The sequence below is a fragment of the Rathayibacter sp. AY1D1 genome (assembly GCF_002932635.1).
Lineage (GTDB): Bacteria > Actinomycetota > Actinomycetes > Actinomycetales > Microbacteriaceae > Rathayibacter.
The window spans coordinates 19611-36252 of sequence record NZ_PSVY01000013.1 but is presented as its reverse complement, the minus strand read 5'-3'; the positions used below and the strand labels follow the sequence as shown (position 1 = coordinate 36252).

The following is a 16642-nucleotide window of genomic DNA, read 5'->3' as shown; positions in this document are numbered from 1 at the left end:
GACGGTGATCCCGCACGGCCGCCCGGCTCGCGTCAGGCCGCCTCGAGCGCCTGGATCGCGGTCCTCGCGGTCGCGCAGGGGTAGGAATCGTACCCGTCGTGGGCGTCGAAGGCGCGGCACTCGGCGCAGCGGAGCCGCACTCCGGCGCCGCCCTCGAGGACGCGCTCGGGGCGGTGCCCGTGCAGGATGACGGCGAGGCTCGCGACGAGGGGGTCGCTGCTCACCAGCGCGCTCCGCAGCGCCTCCGACCGGCGGCGGAGGTAGTCGTCCGCCACGGCGTCGATCGACTGCTCGGGGAGGTCCGGCTCGGGCCAGGAGGCGGGCCGCTCGACGGGCAGGTCGAGCTCGTCGAAGCCCATCGACCAGTCCGGGAACCGGCGCTGCTCGTGCACGCTGGTCCAGACGGTGACCACTCCCTCGTGCCGCGGGTCGGCGAGGATCCGCGCGTAGAGCGAGCGCACGTCAGACTCCTCGCCCTCGAGCAGCTGCATCACTCGGCGGCCGCGGAAGACGAGCATCCCCGAGACGCCGTGCTCGACGTTGTTGCGGCGGCTCGTCTCGAGCAGCCGGCGGATCTCCCCCGAGCCCAGGTCGCGGTCGAGCGTGCTGACGTAGACGACGGTGAAGACGAGGGAGTCGCGCCGAGGCGAGTGCTCGACGAGGTGGAGCGTCGCGGGGGAGCGGGCGCCGGCTTCGGGGTCCATCAGGGCCGCGACCTCCGGGAACTCGAGCCAGATCAGGTCCTCCGGAGCGCTCGGCTCCACGGCGGTGACCGCCGGGACCGCGTCCAGCCACTGGGTCCGCTGGCGGAGGTCGGCGGCGACGGCCTTCTCGTCGAGCCCGGGCAGGAGGCCTGCGGCGCCGGAGACGAAGAGGCTCGTCGCGGAGTTGAGCAGCAGCGTCACGACCGTCGCGTGGCCGTCGCCGCCGAGCACGGGGAGCTCGACACTGTCGGTGCGGCCGTGAGCGGCGAGCCCGGAGGCGTAGGAGACGAGTGCGTCGGCGACCGCGTCCCCCACCTGGAAGGTCGCGCCGGCGTACTGGATCTGCTTCACAGCCCTACGATGCGCCTGCGGCGGATCCACGGGTAGGGGTACCGGTGCCGAGTGGAGCGTGCAGGGGTCGCGGCTACTCCCGCCCGAGGAGCAGGGAGCTGCGACGGGCGCCTCCGCGCCGGCCGCGAAGGCGAGCTCCGGGCGCCCGCGGTGCCGGACGGCGGCGGGATCGGCGCGGGCGTCGGCATGCGCGGCTCTCTCAGCATGCGGAGAGCGGCTCCCCATCTCCGCGCGCTCGTCCGCACCCTGCCCCATCACGGGCGCCACCGGTACCCTTGACAGGTGCCCCTGACCCTCCCTCCGCTGAGCCGCGCCCGCGCGCGCGCCGCCGCGGCGTACCCGACCCGGCAGCTGCTGACCAAGCGCGCCTCGGGCACGAACGGATGGCTCAGCTCGTGGGGGACGAACGCGCACGGCGAGATCGCCGGCTGCCCGCCGCCGCGCGGCTGACCCGCGACCGCCCCTCCTCCGGAGTCCGCGGCCGCGTCCCCGCGCTCACCCACCCCTCCGGACGGAACCCCTCATGCCGCACCAGCCCCTGCCCGCCGATCAGGCCCCCCACTCGATCTGGCGGGGACTCCGCCAGACCCTCCAGAAGGACACGGTCGGCGGAGCGTTCCTGCTCACCGCGACCCTCCTCGCCCTGATCGTCGCCAACAGCCCCGCGTCCGCGCTCTACAGCGCGGTCCGCGACTTCCGCTTCGGCCCCGAGGCCCTGCACCTCGAGCTGAGCGTCGGGTCGTGGGCGGCCGACGGCCTGCTCGCGATCTTCTTCTTCGTCGTCGGGCTCGAGCTCAAGGAGGAGTTCGTCGCCGGCAAGCTCCGCGACCCCAAGACGGCGCTCGTGCCGATCGTCGCGGCCGTCGGCGGCGTGGCCGTCCCCGCCCTGATCTTCACCGCGGTGAACCTGCCCCGCGGAGGAGCCGCGCTGGACGGCTGGGCGATCCCCGCCGCCACCGACATCGCCTTCGCCGTCGCGGTGATCGCCGTGGTCGGCCGCTTCCTCCCGCCGGCGCTGCGGACGTTCCTCCTCACGCTCGCCGTGGTGGACGACCTCATCGCGATCACGATCATCGCCGTCTTCTACACCGCCGGCATCGACGTGCTGATGCTCCTGCTCGCGCTGGTGCCGCTGGCGGTCTTCGCGGTCTGCGTGCAGCGCGGCGTGCGCGCCTGGTGGGTGCTGATCCCGCTCGGAGTGGCGACGTGGGCGCTCGTGCACGCCTCGGGCATCCACGCCACGGTCGCGGGCGTGCTGCTCGGCTTCACCGTGCCGGTCGTCGCGACGAAGCGCGCCCGGGTGCGGGTGGGGTCGGATGCGGAGGGGCGCCCGGTCTACGACGGCCTCGCCGCGCACTTCGCCGACCGCTGGAGCGTCCTCTCGACCGCGGTCGCGGTGCCGGTCTTCGCGTTCTTCTCGGCCGGAGTGACGGTCGGCGGAGTCGCGGGCCTGGTCGACTCGTTCCAGGACTCGATCGCCGTGGGCATCATCGCGGGCCTCGTGCTCGGCAAGCCGCTCGGCATCGCCGGGAGCACCTTCCTCCTGACCCGGTTCCGCGGCATCGGCCTGGATCCGTCGCTGCGCTGGGTGGACGTGATCGGCATGGCGTTCGTGGCCGGCATCGGATTCACGGTGTCGCTGCTCGTCGGCGAGCTCTCGTTCGGCGCGGGCAGCGAGTCCGACGACCACGTGAAGGTCGGCGTCCTGGCCGGCTCGTTCCTCGCGGCGGTGATCGGAGGCGCGATCCTCTCGGTCCGCAACCGCCACTACCGCCGCCTGCAGGACTGACGGCCGACGGGATCTCGCGGCGCCCGCGGCCCGGGCGGCTCGATCGGCACGCGCCTCCTGCTGGTCGAGCAGCCGCCGCAGGCGCCCTGTCGAGGCCCGCGCGGCTCAGCCGTGCAGGCCGTGGACGACCGCGTGGCCGCGGCCGCCGGAGATGAGCAGGCGGTTCACCGGGGTCGTGACGACGAAGGCCAGGGCCAGGGCGCCGGCGAGCGAGCCCCAGAAGAGGCCGGACGAGAGGCCCGCGTCCATCGCTCCGGGGATCGCGAGCACCACCGTGTTGTCGACGATCTCCATCACGGCGATCGAGACGGTGTCGGCCGCCAGCGCGATGCCGACGGCGGCGCGCCACGTCACTCCGGAGCGGAGCACGCCCCGCAGCGTGAGCGCGTAGCCGAACACGAAGGCGAGGACGATCGAGAGGGCGACCGTCGCCAGGGCGGGCAGCCCCAGGGCGGAGCCGATCACCATGCCGAGGACCTCGCCGATCGCGCAGCCGGTCAGGCAGTGCAGGGTCGCGAGGGCGGCGGCGCGCCAGGTGGTCGGGTGGTGGTGGGCGTGGTCGGTCATGGTGTCTCCTCCGGTTCGGTCCAGGGGAGTGCAACATACCCCCGGGGGGTATATTCCCGACCCGGCCGTCGGAGTCTCCTCCGGCTCCGCAGGCGCGCGAGCCGTTCGCCCGGGCGCGCTACCCTCGCCCCGTGCTCCTCCGAGCACCGCCCCTCGACACCAGGAGCCCCGATGGCCGCCCCCACCGTCCTCTTCGTCTGCATCCACAACGCCGGCCGCTCGCAGATGGCCGCCGGCTACCTCCGCGCCCTCTCCGGCGGCGCCGTCGAGGTCCGCTCCGGCGGCTCCGAGCCCGGCGACAGCATCAACCCGATCGCGATCGAGGCGATGGCGGAGGAGGGCATCGACATCTCGCAGGCCGTCCCGCAGCTGATGACCACCGAGCAGGTCCAGGCCTCCGACGTCGTGATCACGATGGGCTGCGGCGACGTCTGCCCCGTCTTCCCGGGCAAGCGCTACGAGGACTGGGACCTCGCCGACCCGAAGGGCCGACCGCTCGAGGAGGTCCGCTCGATCCGCGACGACATCAGGGCCCGCGTGCAGTCACTCGTCGCGGAGCTGCTGCCCGCCTGAGCCGGTCGATCCCGTCCGGCCGCGTCAGCGTTCGGCGGGAGGCGGGAACGTCCGCCCGACCGGAGGCGAGCCCGCCAGGAGCGCCGCGCGCGCCCGGTGCAGGAAGACGGCGGTCATGACGACCCGGGCGCGGGCCGGCGACGAGTCGAGCGGGCCGATCAGCTCCTCGATCCGCGCGAGGCGGTCGTAGAGGGTCTGCCGGCCGATGCCGAGCGCGGCCGCCGTCGCCGTCTTGCTCCCCCACAGCGACGCGAAGGCCTCGAGGGTGGCGAGCAGCTCGCCGCGCTGGGCGCGCAGGGGCCCGAGCACCTCCTCGACGAGGTCGTCCGCCTCCGGATCGTCCTGCAGAGAGCTCGCGAACCGCTCCAGGCGGTACTGGCGCGAGTCGACGACTCCGCCTGCGGGCGCCCACTCGCGCGCGCCGCGCACCTCCGCCAGCTCCCGGGGCACCCGCTCCTGCCCGCCGAGCCCGCTGCCGACGCAGAGCAGAGCGTCCGAGTCGAGGGCGGCGCCGAGGCGCAGCAGCTCCGCGCGGCCCTCCTCCATCGCGGCGGCGGTGGCGAACGGCAGCAGCGCCAGCAGCTCGGAGCCGACCACGCAGAGCACCGGGCCGGGATCCGCTCCCGCGCCCGTCAGGAGGCGGAGCAGAGCGCGGAGCCGCCGGTCGTCGTGACCGGTGTCGGCCCGGACGCCGAGGTAGCGCTCCCGGGATCCGGCGCCGAGGCGGCCGAGGAAGGCGTCGATCTGGAGGTCGGCCGCCGGGTCCGCGCGCTCGACGGATGCGATCGCGAAGAGCTGGGCGGTCAGCCGCTCGGTGACCGACGGCGGGCGGTGCCGGAGCACGGCGATCGCGAGGACGTCCGGCGCCCGGTCGAGCGCGACGGCGACGGCGTGGAGGTCGGCGTCGGCGTGGGCCCGCAGATGCAGGGTGCCCAAAAGGGAATCGCCCGCGTGCAGCACGTTCGAGAACGTCCCGGCCGTCGGCTCCGTGTCGACGCCCGGCCCGGGCGAGGCGCGGGCGATCTCGTCGCCCGTGAGCGAGACGAGCGAGGCGGAGGCGCCCGTCGCGGAGGCGACGACCTGCAGGAGCTCGTCGACACCGGCGTCCCCGGAGGCCGCGTCGGCCAGCAGACCGGACACTCTGTCCGCCAGTCGGATGCTCCGGAACTTCTGCTCGGTGAGGTGGGTGTTGATGCTCTCGCAGACCTGCACGAAGGGGACGCGCCGGGGCAGGGCGAGCACGGGGAGGCCGAGCTCGTCGGCCGCCGCGACGATCGGCGGCGGCACCGCGGGCAGGCGCGGCGAGAGCTCGAGAGCGAGGGCGCCGACTCCCGCATCCACCAGAGACCGCACGTACTCGCGGCACTCCGCCGGGTCCTGGTCGGTCGAGAGGAGCGCGCCCTCCATCAGGAGCAGCTCGCCTCCGAGGAGGAGGGGCGCGATGTCGAGCTGCTCGCTCGTGTGGGCCCAGCGGATCACGGCGCGCTCGGCGGCCGCGTGCCCGGCGGCCACCACCGGGAGCATGGCGGCGAGGCGCGGATCCTTCATCGCGTCCGACAGCAGGTAGGCCATACAGAACGTCCTCTCGCGTCACGGCGAATTTACACGCGGACGCGCCGCCCGAAACGGGTCCGCACGAGAGTGGAGCCTCACCGGGCGCCCCGCCCTCCCCTTCATCCCCCTCCCCGAGAGGATCCGCCATGAGCACCGACACCCTGCACGGCACCGCCGACGCCGAGGACGCGCTGAGTCCCCTGCCCGACTCCCGGCGCACCGCCCGGCTCGACGGGCAGTTCTGGATCTGGGCCGGCGCCAACATCGCCCCCATCAACTGGGTGCTCGGCGCCCTTGGCGTGAACATGGGCCTCGGCCTGGCGGACACCGTCACCGTCCTCGTGCTCGGCAACGTGGTCGGGATGGCGGTGTTAGGCTTCTTCGTCCTCCTCGGCCAGCGGACAGGGGCGACCGGGATGCTCGTGGGACGGGCGGTCTTCGGCCGGCGCGGCAACTACGTCCCGGCCGCGATCCAGGCCGTGGTCGTGATCGGCTGGTGCGCCATCAACACCTGGATCGTCCTCGACCTGGTCATCGCGCTCCTCGGCTCCGTCGGCGTCGTCGACCCGGAGCAGGCGAACGTCGGCTGGAAGATCGCGGTGGCCGCGGTGATCATGGCGGTGCAGGTCGCGATCTCCTTCCTCGGCTACCGCGCGATCGCCGCCTTCGAGCGCTGGACCGTGCCGCCGACCCTCCTGGTGCTGGCGATCATGTCGGTCGTCGCCTGGTTCTTCCTCGACATCGACTGGTCCTACGCCGGCCCCGCGGAGGGCGCGCTCACCGGCGGCGACCGCATCGCGGCCATGTCCATCGTGATGACCGCCATCGGCATCGGCTGGGGCCTCACCTGGCTCGCCTACGCCGGCGACTACTCCCGCTTCGTCGGACCCCGCTCCTCGAAGCGGGGGCTCTACCTCGCCAGCGTCCTCGGCCAGTTCATCCCGGTGGTCTGGCTCGGCGTCCTCGGCGCGACCCTCGCGACGAAGAACGGCTCCGTGGATCCCGGGGAGCTGATCGTCGAGAACTTCGGCGCCCTCGCGATCCCCGTGCTGCTCCTGGTGGTGCACGGTCCGATCGCGACCAACGTCCTGAACATCTACTCGTTCGGCATGGCGACCCAGGCCCTCGACATCCGGCTCGGGCGCCGCGCGCTCAGCCTCATCGTCGGCGTGCTGGCCTTCGCGGCCGCGGTGTTCTTCGTCTTCCAGGACGACCTCGCCACCACGCTCGACGCGTGGCTGGTCGGCCTCGTCGGCTGGGTCGCCCCGTGGGGTGCGATCGTGCTGGTGCACTACACCGTGTTCGAGCCGCGCGTCCGCTCCTTCGGGCACCTGTTCGCCCCGGTCGGCTCGCCGCTGCTGCCGGACGTCCGCTGGCGGGCGCTGCTCTCCTTCGCGATCGGCGCGACCCTGACCTGGCTGTTCATGAACGGCTCGGTGCCCGCCCTGCAGGGTCCGGCCGCGACCGCCCTCGGCGGCGTCGACGTCTCGTGGCTCGCGGGCGGAGTCTCGGCCGGCATCGCCTACCTCCTGCTCGGCCGGGACGCTCCCGCCTGGGTCGAGCGCCGGGAGTCGGCCGCGCCGGTCGCCGCGGAGCCCGAGCCCGTCCGCGGCTGAGCCCGAGCCCCTCCGCGGGCCGGCCCCCTCGCGAGCCGGCCCGCCCCGTCCCACCCCGCACCACGAACGGAACCGCCATGCCCCTCTTCCTCTCCGACGCCGCCGTGATCACCATGGACCCGGTCTCGGGCGCCGTCCCGATCACGGCGAGCATCCGCATCGTCGACGAGCTGATCGTCGCGATCGGCCCGGGCCTCGTCCCCGAGCCGGGCGACGAGGTGATCGACGGGCGCGACCGCCTGGTCGTCCCCGGCTTCGTCAACGCCCACACCCACTCGTGGGAGTACCTCTACAAGGGCCGCTACGACAACCTGCCGCTCGAGCTGTGGATGCTGCTGTCGTACCCGATCCTCGGGAACAGCCGCGTCGCTCCGGATCTGGTGCGGCTGCGCTCGTCGCTCTTCGCCCTCGAATCGCTGAAGGCCGGGGTCACGACCCTGGTCGACGACGTGCTCGAGAACCCTGACCAGGACGCTGAGCAGCTCGCCGCGGTCTTCGACGCGTACGACGAGATCGGAGTCCGCGCCAACATCTCGGGCCACGTGATCAGCAGGCCCTTCCACGAGACGATGCCGTTCCTCGAGGAGTACGTGCCCGCGGAGATCCTCGACCAGGCGCGGTCGGCGTCGCGCCCGACGACGGAGGGCTACCTCGCCTTCAGTCGCGAGGCGTTCGCGACCCAGCACAGGAGGGGAGGCGGGCGGCTGCGCTACATGGTCGCCCCGTCCGCTCCTCAGCGCTGCGGGCCCGAGCTGCTCGTGGGGGCGACCGAGCTGGCGCTCGAGCACGGGGCGGAGTGCCACATCCACGTCCTCGAGACGAAGACGCAGCTGGTGACCGGCGAGGTGTCCTACGGCTCGACGCTGGTCGAGTACATGGAGCGGATCGGCGCGCTCTCCCCGAACACGACCTTCGCCCACGGGATCTGGCTCACCGACTCCGACATGGAGCGGATCGCCGCCGCCGGCACGTCCGTCTCGCACAACCCGATCTCGAACCTCAAGCTCGGCTCGGGCATCGCCCCGTGGCGCGCGCTGCACGACGCGGGCGTGAACCTCGGCCTCGGCACCGACGGCTGCTCGAGCAGCGACTCTCCGCGCATGCTCGAGGTCGTGAAGGCCGCGGCGCTCCTGCACAAGGTCACGGATCCGGACATCGCCACCTGGCCGACCGTGTCCGAGGTGCTCACGGCCGGAACGATCGGAGGCGCGCGCAGCGCCGTGCTCGACGGCGTCACCGGCAGCATCGAGGTCGGCAAGCAGGCCGACCTCGTCGTCTACGACCTCGAGACGCTGAACTTCACCCCGCGCCAGCGGCTCGAGAACCAGCTCGTCTACTCTGAGAACGGCTCGTCGATCGACACCGTGATCGTCGCGGGCCGGGTCGTCGTCTCGAAGGGCGTCTCGACCACCGTCGACGAGGCGGCCCTCCGCGCGGATCTCGCCGCGCAGCTGGGGGAGATCGTGGCCTGGCAGGACTCGCTGGACCGCACGAACGGCGTGCTCACCGAGCCGTTCCGGCGGATGTACGAGCGGGCGATGCGCCACGACGCCCCCGTCGACCGCTTCAGCGGCCGCCGGCTGGTCTGAGGGCGATCCGGCTCCCGGCGGACTCCCGGCTCGGCACACGGACGGGCGGGGGCGCGGCTCCAGTAGGTTGCGCACATGAGGTGGCGAGCGGGAGCGGTGGCGGTGCTCGTCCTCGCGCTCGCCGGGTGCACCGCGCCGGCCGACCCCGAGCCGACGACCGGGCCCACGGCCGCCCCCTTCTCCGGGCCGGTGGTCGGCGGCTACGGCGACCTGCACGTCGCGCCCGACGGGTCGATGATGTTCTGCTACTCCGACCCCGACCCGGGATTCACGGGCGTCTGGCGCGAGTGCCAGGACGGGATCCGCACCGTGGGCGTCGACCCGGCCGCGATCGACGCGACCCTCGGGGAGACGGCGACGGCCGATCCGGGCGGGCACCGCTGGGTCGGCGCGGCGGCCGGGAAGCGCACCACCGAGGACGGCACCGACGTCTACACCGTCTTCCTCGCGGGCACGCGCACGGACGACGCCTTCACCGTGACCGCGGTCGGCGAGGGCGCCTACCGCGTGCCGTCCGAGTACCAGGAGCTGCAGCCGGGAGTGCCGGGCGGGTTCCTGGTGCGGCTCGAGCCGATCGGCTGAGCGGGGGCGCCGGCGCGGGTGGAGGAGCCGAGCGGGGTGCAGCGGCCGGGAGGGGCGGAGCCGGCGGACTCGCGCACCCCCTCCGCCCGACCCTCACAGCGGGCGCGGCCGATACCGCTCGATCAGCGCGTCGAACAGGCCGTTCATCCGCTCGTCGACCAAGCGGCGCGACTCGTCGGCGTCGTACCACTCCACGATCTCGCGGGCGCCGTCGCGGAAGCGCACCGAGGGGGAGTAGGCCGGGACGAGGCGGCGGATCTTCGCGTTGTCGAACACCATCGAGTGCGCCTTGTCGCCGACGATCCCGGCACCGAGCTCGGGGTCGGCGGCGGCGATCGCGTCGGAGGCGACGTGCACGAGGCGCGGCTCGACTCCGGCCGCCGCGGCGAGGTCGTGGTGGATCTCGTCCCAGGTCGGCGTCTCGTCGCCGGTGATGTGGAACGCCTCGCCGATCGCGGCGGAGGCGCCGAGGAGGCCGACCAGGCCGACGGCCACGTCGTCGGCGTGCGTGAGCGTCCAGAGCGAGGTGCCGTCGCCGAGGACGACCACCTCCTGGCCGCGCCGCATCCGGTCGACGACGGTCCAGCCTCCGTCGACGGGCAGCGCGGTGCGGTCGTAGGTGTGCGAGGGGCGGACGATCGTGACCGGGAAGCCGCTCGCGCGGTACTCGGCCACGAGCAGGTCCTCGCACGCGATCTTGTCGCGGGAGTACTGCCAGTAGGGGTTCCGGAGCGGAGTCGACTCGGTGACCGGGAGGCTGCGCGGCGGCTTCTGGTAGGCCGAGGCCGAGCTGATGAAGACGTACTGGCCCGTGCGGCCGGCGAACAGGTCGACGTCCTGCTGCACGTGCTCGGGCGTGAAGGCGACGAAGTCGATGACGGCGTCGAAGGTCTTGTCGCCGAGGGCGGCGGTGACGGAGTCGCGGTCGCGGCCGTCGGCCTGCACCTCGCGGACACCCTCGGGCAGCGGGCGGAGCGACGTCCGCCCCCGGTTCAGCACGGTCACGTCGTGGCCGAGCCGCAGCGCCTCGCGGACGCAGGCGGCGCTGATGATGCCCGTCCCGCCGATGAACAGCACGCTGAGCGACATGGATCCTCCTCCGGCGGCGCCCGCGGCGGACGCCTCCCGATCCGATTCCCCCACATCGGGACGCCGCACGCGAGTCCCTTGACCCGGCTACCGCTCGACGGGACGCCGGTGCTCGTCCTCCGGCTCGGGGGCGAGCAGCGCCTCCGGAACGGCCGCCGCGGTCGGCACGTCGGGCGTCGTCCGCTGCTCGAGGGAGCGGCCCCAGGCCGTGCCCGCGAGGATCAGCGCGATGCCGAGGAAGCCGACCGGCGCGATCGGGTCGCGGGCGAGCGCGACTCCGACGACCGCGGCCCACACCGGCTCGGTGCCCAGCAGGAGGCTGACGCGGGAGGGCGAGGTGCGGCGGACCGCCCACGTCTGCACGAGGAAGCCGAAGACGGTGCAGACCAGGACGAGGTAGAGGAACAGGCCGGCGCCCACGGGGTCGAGCCCCGCGACGTACTCGGGGATCGGCACGCCGACGACGAGCGACGCGGCGCTGAAGACGACGGCGCAGGTGCCGAGCTGCACCGTGGTCAGGCGGAGGGAGTCCATCGGCGCCCGCGCCGAGAGGCGGTGCATCGACGTGACGTGCACGGCCCGCACGACGGCGGCGCCGAGGATCAGCAGGTCGCCGGGGGAGAGCGGGCGGAGGGCGCCGTTGCCCGCGAGCAGCGCGACTCCGACGACCGCGACGAGGCATGCGAGCAGGAAGCGGCCCGGGAGGCGGCGCTTCGTGACGGCGGAGTCGAGGATCGGCGTGATCACGATCGTCAGGCTGATGATGAGGCCCGCGTTGGTGGCGGAGGTGCCGGCGATGCCGTAGGTCTCGAGCGCGAAGATCGTCGCGAGCAGCGCCCCGATGGTCACGCCGACCCGCCACTCCGCCGCGGTGATCCGGTGCCGCCGCGCCGCGACGATCACGGCCAGGCACAGCGCGGCGAGGGTCATCCGCGAGCCGAGCAACGCCATCACGCTGGAGTCGGTGACGAGCTCCTTCGCCGCGAAGTAGGTCGAGCCCCAGGAGGCGGCGACCACGAGCAGGAGGAGGTCGACCCGGAAGCGGGAGAGGAGAGCGCGCACGGCTCATCGTGGCGGCACGGAGACCCGCCGGACAAGACTGCATCTTCTGCGCCGACGCGTAAGTTGGAACTCATGGAACTCGGACAGCTCAGGGCTCTGAGGGAGCTCGGCGAGCGCGGGAGCATCGCCGCCGTCGCCGCCGCGATGCGGGTGTCCCCCTCCTCCGTCTCGCAGCAGATCAGCGCGCTGCAGCGCCGCACTCCGACGGCGCTGACCTTCCGCGACGGGCGCCGGACTGCGCTGACCCCCGCCGGCCGCGCTCTCGCGGCGGCCGTGGTCGAGGTGGAGGTGGCGCTTGAGCGCGCGGCCCGGGCGGTCACGGACTTCGAGGGGGAGCCGAGCGGCACGGTCTCGGTCGCCGCGTTCCACAGCGCGGGGCTGGCGATGTTCGGCCCGCTGCTGGAGGCGCTGCGCGCACCGGGTCGGCCGGGCGTCGCGCTCGCGGACTTCGACGTGGCGCAGAGCGCCTTCGCCGGGCTGACCGCGGATCACGACCTGGTCGTCGCGCACCGGCTCGCCGGCAGCGCCGAGTGGCCCGGGACCGTGCGGTCGACGCCTCTCCTCTTCGAGCCGCTCGACCTCGCGCTCCGCCGCGACCATCCGCTCGCCGCGAAGGACGTCGTCCGTCCCGCCGACCTCCGCGACGAGGAGTGGGTCGCGGTGCACGAGGGCTTCCCCCTGGAACGGGCGATCGACGCCATCGCGGTCCTCGCGGGCGGCGACGCGCGCATCCCGCACCGGATCAACGACTTCCTGGTCGCGGCGGCGGTCGTGTCGGCGGGCGACGGCGTGGCGCTGCTGCCGCGGTACACGACCGACCTGCGGCGCACGCCGGAGGTGGTGCTGCGGCCGCTCGGGATCCCGGGGCTCGGCCGCCACATCGACTGCCTCGCCCGGCCCGAGACGCTGGAGCGCTCGGCCGTGCGGGCCGTGCTCGAGCAGCTGACCGGGATCGCCGCGGGGCTCGCCGCCGCGCCGTAGCATCGTGCCGTGCACCGCCTGATCGAGACCACGGCCGGAGACCCGGCAGCCACGGACCTCTTCGCCCTGCAGGAGGCCGACCTCCTCGCCCGCTACGGCGGCGACGACACCGGTCCGCGCCCTCCCGCCGACGCTCCGACCCTGCTGCTCGAGGTCGACGGCGGGCTCGTCGGCTGCGTGGCGCTCGCGGTCGAGGACGGCATCGGCGAGATCAAGCGGATGTTCGTGGTGAGCGCCGCGCGGGGCCGCGGGCTCAGCCGCGTGCTGCTCGCCGGCGTCGAGCGGCTGGCGGCCCGCGAGGGCGTGGAGCTGCTCCGACTGGTCACCGGCACGGAGCAGCCGGAGGCGATGGCGCTCTACGCGAGCGCCGGCTACGACCCGATCGCGGGCTACGGCTACTGGGGCGACGAGCCGAGCGCCCGCTGCTACGCGAAGCGGCTCGACCGCGAGGCGCTGCTCGCCGACGCGGGCTGACGCCGGGCTGGCGCTGGGCTGATGCCGGGCTGGCCGTTCGGCCGTCGGGGCGTGACGCCGGGCTGACGCCGGGCTGCCCGTTCGGCCGTCGCGGGCCGGCGCCGGACTGACGTCGGGTTCTGCGCTCGGCCGTCGCGGGCTCTCCGGGCCGCTCGGTCCGGGGTGCTCGCGAGTCGGGCCGCCCGCTCGGAGGGTCCGTATCGGCGAGTCCGACGGGGCATCTGCGACGTCGTGCACGACTGGTCGGCGCTGCGGAGAAGTCGCTGAGGATGAGGCGCGGGGGGCGCGGCGCGCCGCCTCAGGGCAGGTTCGCGCCAGAGCGGCCTCGAGCGGCGTGCCCCGTCGCGGAGCAGGCGACTCTGTCGGAGCGGCCCGGGCATCCTCCCGCGCCTCTCACCCGACTCTGCCCCCGATACCCAGGGGTGCACGATGACAGAAGGACTCCGATGCAGAACGAAGACACCAGCACGCCGACCGGCGCCCCCGATCGTCTGACCCAGCGCCGAACCGTGGTGAAGGGCGCCGCATGGGCGATTCCTGTTGTGGCCGCCTCGATCGCCGCTCCGATGGCGTCGGCCTCGACCGCCCCCCAGTGCGCCCTGCAGGACGCGCAGCGCATCGACGCCACCTCGACCACCGCGCTCGCGGCCCGGACGATCCCCGTGCCCGCGGGAACCCAGTGGGTCCGCTTCACGGCGGTCGGCGGAGACGGCGGCGGCGTCCGCACCGGGTCGGACGTCACCAGCGCCGGTGCGCGGGTGACGGGCACCATCCCCGTCGACGCGCTCGGCGGAGCGTCCGAGATCGTCATCACCGCGGGCTCGGGCGGCAGCAACCAGGCCGGCGGCCGGGGGCTCGGCAACGGCGGGGCTCCGGGCACTCCGGGCTACATCGGCTCCGGAGGAGGGGGCGGGGCCAGCGGGATCACCGCCGCGGGCTCCCTGCTCGTCATCGCGGGCGGCGGCGGCGGTAGCGCAGCCGGCTTCACCTCGAACGACTTCACCCGGTCCGCCCGCGTCGGGCCGAACGCGGGGTCCGGCGGTCCCGTCGGCGGCTCCGGCTACGAGAGCGCCGTCTCGCGCGCGGACAGCAGCACCGGCTCCACGGAGCAGGCCCCGAGCACCGGCGGAAGCCAGACCGGGCCGGGGCAGCCCGGTGTGACGACGGTCAACGTGACCGAGACGGTTCTCGGCAGCCCGGGCTCCGGGCGCGACGGCGGTGCCGGCGCAGCGAGGACGAACGCGAGCCGCCAGGTGACCTATGCGTCCGGTGGTGGCGGCGGCGGCTACTTCGGAGGTGCCGGCGGTGGCACCTCCCTGTGGGTGCGCGGTGGCGGCTCCTACGCGGCCAACGCGTCGACGGGCGCAGGAGGCAGCAGCTTCGCCGCGTCCGGCGTGACCGTCGAGAACTCCGACGTCGACACCCGTTCGCAGACGATGGGCTACGTGGAGGTCGCCTTCTTCGTCTGCGAGTAGCGCCTGCCCGAAGGCCAGGTGAGCCTCCGTGGTCGCCCGCTCCGGCGTGCGACCACGGAGGCTCGTCGTCGTCACCGTCCGCTCCACGTCGTCCCCGTCCTCCTGATGTCTCAGCACCATATCAGTATGGGGCGGGAGGCGCCAGCCCTCACTCCTCCTGCGGCTCCGCGCCGTCGTGCTGCAGGCGCACCAGGACGCGGCGGAGGTGCATCGCCGCGAGGACGCCGGGCCCGAGGGTCCGGGAGGTCGCGGCGGTCCGCTCGTCGACGACCTGCACGAGGTGCCGGATCGCGCGGGCCGCGCCCCCGATCGCCCGGTGCGCGGCGGGGGACCCGACGTCGTCGCGATCGATCGCGTCGGCGACCGCCCGGCAGGCCTCGCTCAGCGGCGGGCCGAGCGCCGGATCGAACGGGAGCGCGCCCGGCCGCTCCCAGATGGTGTCCGCGAGGGCGCCGCTCAGGTCGCGGACGTGGAAGAGGATCGCGTCGAGCGTCTCGAGGCGGAGGTGGTCGGGTCGGGAGTCGCGCCGGTGCAGCAGTGCGCGCGGGTTGCCCTTGCGGCTCTCGTCCGCGTCCGCGAGGGCCGCGCGGACCTCCTCCGCCGTCCGGGCCAGCTCCTCGCCGTTGCGCGCCCACGCCTCGTGCTCGGGCGGCCACGTCTCCTCGAGCGCGGCGGCCAGCTGGCGCAGGTGCTCCGCGAGCTCGCGCTGGAACGCGTCGACCCGGGCGGACGCCGCCTCGACGGTGAGCCCGGGGGCGACGACCACGTTCACCAGCAGCCCCACCACCACGCCCACCGCCATCTGCACGAGGTAGCCGAGGGAGTAGTCCTCGGCGTCGGCCCCGCCGATGATGAGCACGAAGAGGGCCGCCATCGGCACGTACTCGCGGCCCGCGCCGAACCACCCCGTCCCCGAGAGGACCACGCCGATCCCGACGACGAGCGGGATCGTCCACCAGGTCGGTCCGACGGTGACGACCACGAGGGCGGCGAGGCCGATCCCCGCCGCGAGCCCGAGCAGGGTCTGCAGTCCGGTGCGGACCGAGCCCATCAAGGTCGGGTACATGCTGACGAGGGCGCCGAGCGGCGCGTAGTACGGGTACTGCTCCGCGACTCCGGGAGCGAGCGGCGCGACGGCCCAGGCGATGCCGACCGCCAGCGCCGTCTTGAGAGCGAGCATGAGGCGCGAGCCGGTGACCGCCTCCCGCCAGGCGAGGGCGGCGCGGGACGTCCGGGTGCGGGGCATCCCGGCACCCTAGGCGAGGGGCGCGGACCGTCTCTCCCCTCTTGACAGCGGCGGCGGAGGCGCGAGCGGCGGTGGAAGAAAGAGGACGGCGGCTCGGGACGGCGGTGCTGATCACGACTCACGACGAACGTCCGATCCGGCCCACGTCGCCTGCGCCGTTCCACGGGGCGCCGCGGATCCTTCCTCCGTGACGAGAGCGACCGCGCGGACCGCAGGCGCCGTGAAGTGATGCCACCCCCGCTCACGGGGGCCGTTGAGTTTGCGCAGACGCCCTGTTACCGTGAACAAACCGTGCAGCTGGCGGCGTCGGAGGCCTCGAGGTGGAGGTCGCGCCGGATCCTGCGAGTCACGGCGAGTTCTTCTCCGAGGTCCACCGGGCCTCTCCTGTTGGCGCCCTCCGGCGCCTCTCCGCAGCCCCCCCGCCCCCGGGGGCGCGCCGCTCACGGTGCGCCTCCGGGCCCCACGCCGCCCCTGACGATGGAGTCACGATGACGACCGCATCGACGCCCGTCGACGCCGAGCTCCCCCGATCCGCGGGGCTCCGGCGCCGCCACACGGCCGGGCTGCTGATCCTCCTCGCCGCGGTGGCTCCGCTGCCCTTCACCGCCGCCTCCCCGGCCGTCGCCCTCGACAAGCCGACCTCCACCGACCCGATCGCGCCGGACACCGCCGACCCCGCGATCGAGTTCCACGACGGCGACTGCTCCATGGTCGCGACAGCCCGGGCAACCCCGTCGTGATGCGGAAGGCGCCCACCCTCGCGGCACTCGGCACCACCGCCCCGACCACCGGGTACACCGACACGAACCCCGGCGGCTGATCCCTCGTGCCGGTCGAGCAGCTGCCCCTCCCTGCCGGTCGAGCAGCCGCCCGGCGGCGTATCGAGCCCTTCGTGCTCCGCACACAGGCTCCGACACGCCCCTGACGGCGCTGCTCGACCCAGCAGGGCTCGGCACCCCGAGATCCTCTCCCCCTCCCTGAACCGCACCA

16 protein-coding genes are annotated in these 16642 nt (G+C 74.1%); 10 read left to right on the top strand and 6 right to left on the bottom strand.

Annotated elements, in window-relative coordinates; all coding sequences use genetic code 11:
• Positions 1–32: 32 nt before the first annotated feature.
• A complete protein-coding gene (locus C5C56_RS10070) occupies positions 33–1055 on the bottom strand; it encodes a BLUF domain-containing protein (RefSeq protein WP_104222414.1) in 1023 nt (340 codons plus the stop codon).
• Positions 1056–1337: 282 nt separating this feature from the next.
• On the opposite strand from C5C56_RS10070, the gene C5C56_RS17845 reads away from it, so the two are divergent.
• The gene (locus C5C56_RS17845; protein WP_181027217.1) at positions 1338–1505 is read left to right on the top strand and encodes a hypothetical protein; all 168 of its coding nucleotides are present in this window, start codon (positions 1338–1340) and stop codon (positions 1503–1505) included.
• Between the two features lie 73 nt (positions 1506–1578).
• Entirely contained in the window at positions 1579–2844 is a 1266-nt protein-coding gene (gene nhaA / locus C5C56_RS10065; RefSeq protein WP_104319521.1) for a Na+/H+ antiporter NhaA, read from the top strand.
• Between the two features lie 105 nt (positions 2845–2949).
• Here nhaA and C5C56_RS10060 read toward each other — a convergent pair whose 3' ends face one another.
• A complete protein-coding gene (locus C5C56_RS10060) occupies positions 2950–3411 on the bottom strand; it encodes a DUF4396 domain-containing protein (RefSeq protein WP_104247789.1) in 462 nt (153 codons plus the stop codon).
• Between the two features lie 171 nt (positions 3412–3582).
• Between C5C56_RS10060 and C5C56_RS10055 the strand changes: the two genes are divergently transcribed.
• A complete protein-coding gene (locus tag C5C56_RS10055) occupies positions 3583–3984 on the top strand; it encodes an arsenate reductase ArsC (protein WP_104288152.1) in 402 nt (133 codons plus the stop codon).
• A 24-nt stretch (positions 3985–4008) separates the two neighbouring features.
• Here the strand turns inward: C5C56_RS10055 and C5C56_RS10050 are convergent, their stop codons facing one another.
• Entirely contained in the window at positions 4009–5556 is a 1548-nt protein-coding gene (locus tag C5C56_RS10050) for a PucR family transcriptional regulator (RefSeq protein ID WP_104319520.1), read from the bottom strand.
• A gap of 128 nt (positions 5557–5684) precedes the next feature.
• On the opposite strand from C5C56_RS10050, the gene C5C56_RS10045 reads away from it, so the two are divergent.
• The 3 genes from C5C56_RS10045 (at position 5685) to C5C56_RS10035 (ending at position 9325) form a co-directional block, all read left to right on the top strand.
• Positions 5685–7154, top strand: coding sequence for a cytosine permease (locus tag C5C56_RS10045; protein WP_104319519.1), 1470 nt, complete (start codon positions 5685–5687; stop codon positions 7152–7154).
• A gap of 77 nt (positions 7155–7231) precedes the next feature.
• Positions 7232–8743 (top strand): amidohydrolase family protein, encoded by a 1512-nt coding sequence (locus C5C56_RS10040; protein WP_104319518.1) that lies wholly within the window; start codon positions 7232–7234, stop codon positions 8741–8743.
• Between the two features lie 75 nt (positions 8744–8818).
• Positions 8819–9325, top strand: coding sequence for a hypothetical protein (locus C5C56_RS10035; RefSeq protein ID WP_146086475.1), 507 nt, complete (start codon positions 8819–8821; stop codon positions 9323–9325).
• A 93-nt stretch (positions 9326–9418) separates the two neighbouring features.
• Here C5C56_RS10035 and C5C56_RS10030 read toward each other — a convergent pair whose 3' ends face one another.
• Both C5C56_RS10030 and C5C56_RS10025 read right to left on the bottom strand, forming a co-directional pair.
• A complete protein-coding gene (locus tag C5C56_RS10030; protein ID WP_104319516.1) occupies positions 9419–10414 on the bottom strand; it encodes an SDR family oxidoreductase in 996 nt (331 codons plus the stop codon).
• An 87-nt stretch (positions 10415–10501) separates the two neighbouring features.
• Positions 10502–11476, bottom strand: a complete 975-nt coding sequence (locus C5C56_RS10025; protein WP_219813885.1) for a DMT family transporter — start codon at positions 11474–11476, stop codon at positions 10502–10504.
• A 72-nt stretch (positions 11477–11548) separates the two neighbouring features.
• Between C5C56_RS10025 and C5C56_RS10020 the strand changes: the two genes are divergently transcribed.
• From C5C56_RS10020 to C5C56_RS10010, 3 genes are all read left to right on the top strand, one after another.
• Entirely contained in the window at positions 11549–12457 is a 909-nt protein-coding gene (locus C5C56_RS10020) for a LysR family transcriptional regulator (RefSeq protein WP_104319515.1), read from the top strand.
• Between the two features lie 9 nt (positions 12458–12466).
• The gene (locus C5C56_RS10015) at positions 12467–12931 is read left to right on the top strand and encodes a GNAT family N-acetyltransferase (protein WP_104226986.1); all 465 of its coding nucleotides are present in this window, start codon (positions 12467–12469) and stop codon (positions 12929–12931) included.
• Positions 12932–13377: 446 nt separating this feature from the next.
• On the top strand, positions 13378–14406 hold the full coding sequence (locus C5C56_RS10010) for a hypothetical protein (RefSeq protein ID WP_146079257.1): 1029 nt from the start codon (positions 13378–13380) through the stop codon (positions 14404–14406).
• 148 nt (positions 14407–14554) lie between these two features.
• Here the strand turns inward: C5C56_RS10010 and C5C56_RS10005 are convergent, their stop codons facing one another.
• Positions 14555–15652 carry an aromatic acid exporter family protein gene (locus tag C5C56_RS10005; RefSeq protein ID WP_104248337.1) on the bottom strand — a complete coding sequence of 366 codons (1098 nt, stop codon included), beginning with the start codon at positions 15650–15652 and terminating at the stop codon, positions 14555–14557.
• Between the two features lie 488 nt (positions 15653–16140).
• Between C5C56_RS10005 and C5C56_RS10000 the strand changes: the two genes are divergently transcribed.
• Positions 16141–16392: a hypothetical protein gene (locus tag C5C56_RS10000; protein ID WP_104269303.1), complete on the top strand. Its 252-nt coding sequence runs from the start codon at positions 16141–16143 to the stop codon at positions 16390–16392.
• Positions 16393–16642 lie beyond the last annotated feature (250 nt).

Coding starts and splice junctions, on each gene's coding strand:
- C5C56_RS10030 (WP_104319516.1), bottom strand. CDS start 10,414: ATGTCGCTCAGCGTGCTGTTCATCGGCGGGACGGGCATCATCAGCGCC.
- C5C56_RS10010 (WP_146079257.1), top strand. CDS start 13,378: ATGCAGAACGAAGACACCAGCACGCCGACCGGCGCCCCCGATCGTCTG.
- C5C56_RS10060 (WP_104247789.1), bottom strand. CDS start 3,411: ATGACCGACCACGCCCACCACCACCCGACCACCTGGCGCGCCGCCGCC.
- C5C56_RS10045 (WP_104319519.1), top strand. CDS start 5,685: ATGAGCACCGACACCCTGCACGGCACCGCCGACGCCGAGGACGCGCTG.
- C5C56_RS10005 (WP_104248337.1), bottom strand. CDS start 15,652: ATGCCCCGCACCCGGACGTCCCGCGCCGCCCTCGCCTGGCGGGAGGCG.
- C5C56_RS10055 (WP_104288152.1), top strand. CDS start 3,583: ATGGCCGCCCCCACCGTCCTCTTCGTCTGCATCCACAACGCCGGCCGC.
- C5C56_RS10040 (WP_104319518.1), top strand. CDS start 7,232: ATGCCCCTCTTCCTCTCCGACGCCGCCGTGATCACCATGGACCCGGTC.
- C5C56_RS10050 (WP_104319520.1), bottom strand. CDS start 5,556: ATGGCCTACCTGCTGTCGGACGCGATGAAGGATCCGCGCCTCGCCGCC.
- C5C56_RS10035 (WP_146086475.1), top strand. CDS start 8,819: ATGAGGTGGCGAGCGGGAGCGGTGGCGGTGCTCGTCCTCGCGCTCGCC.
- C5C56_RS10020 (WP_104319515.1), top strand. CDS start 11,549: ATGGAACTCGGACAGCTCAGGGCTCTGAGGGAGCTCGGCGAGCGCGGG.
- nhaA (WP_104319521.1), top strand. CDS start 1,579: ATGCCGCACCAGCCCCTGCCCGCCGATCAGGCCCCCCACTCGATCTGG.
- C5C56_RS10000 (WP_104269303.1), top strand. CDS start 16,141: ATGACGACCGCATCGACGCCCGTCGACGCCGAGCTCCCCCGATCCGCG.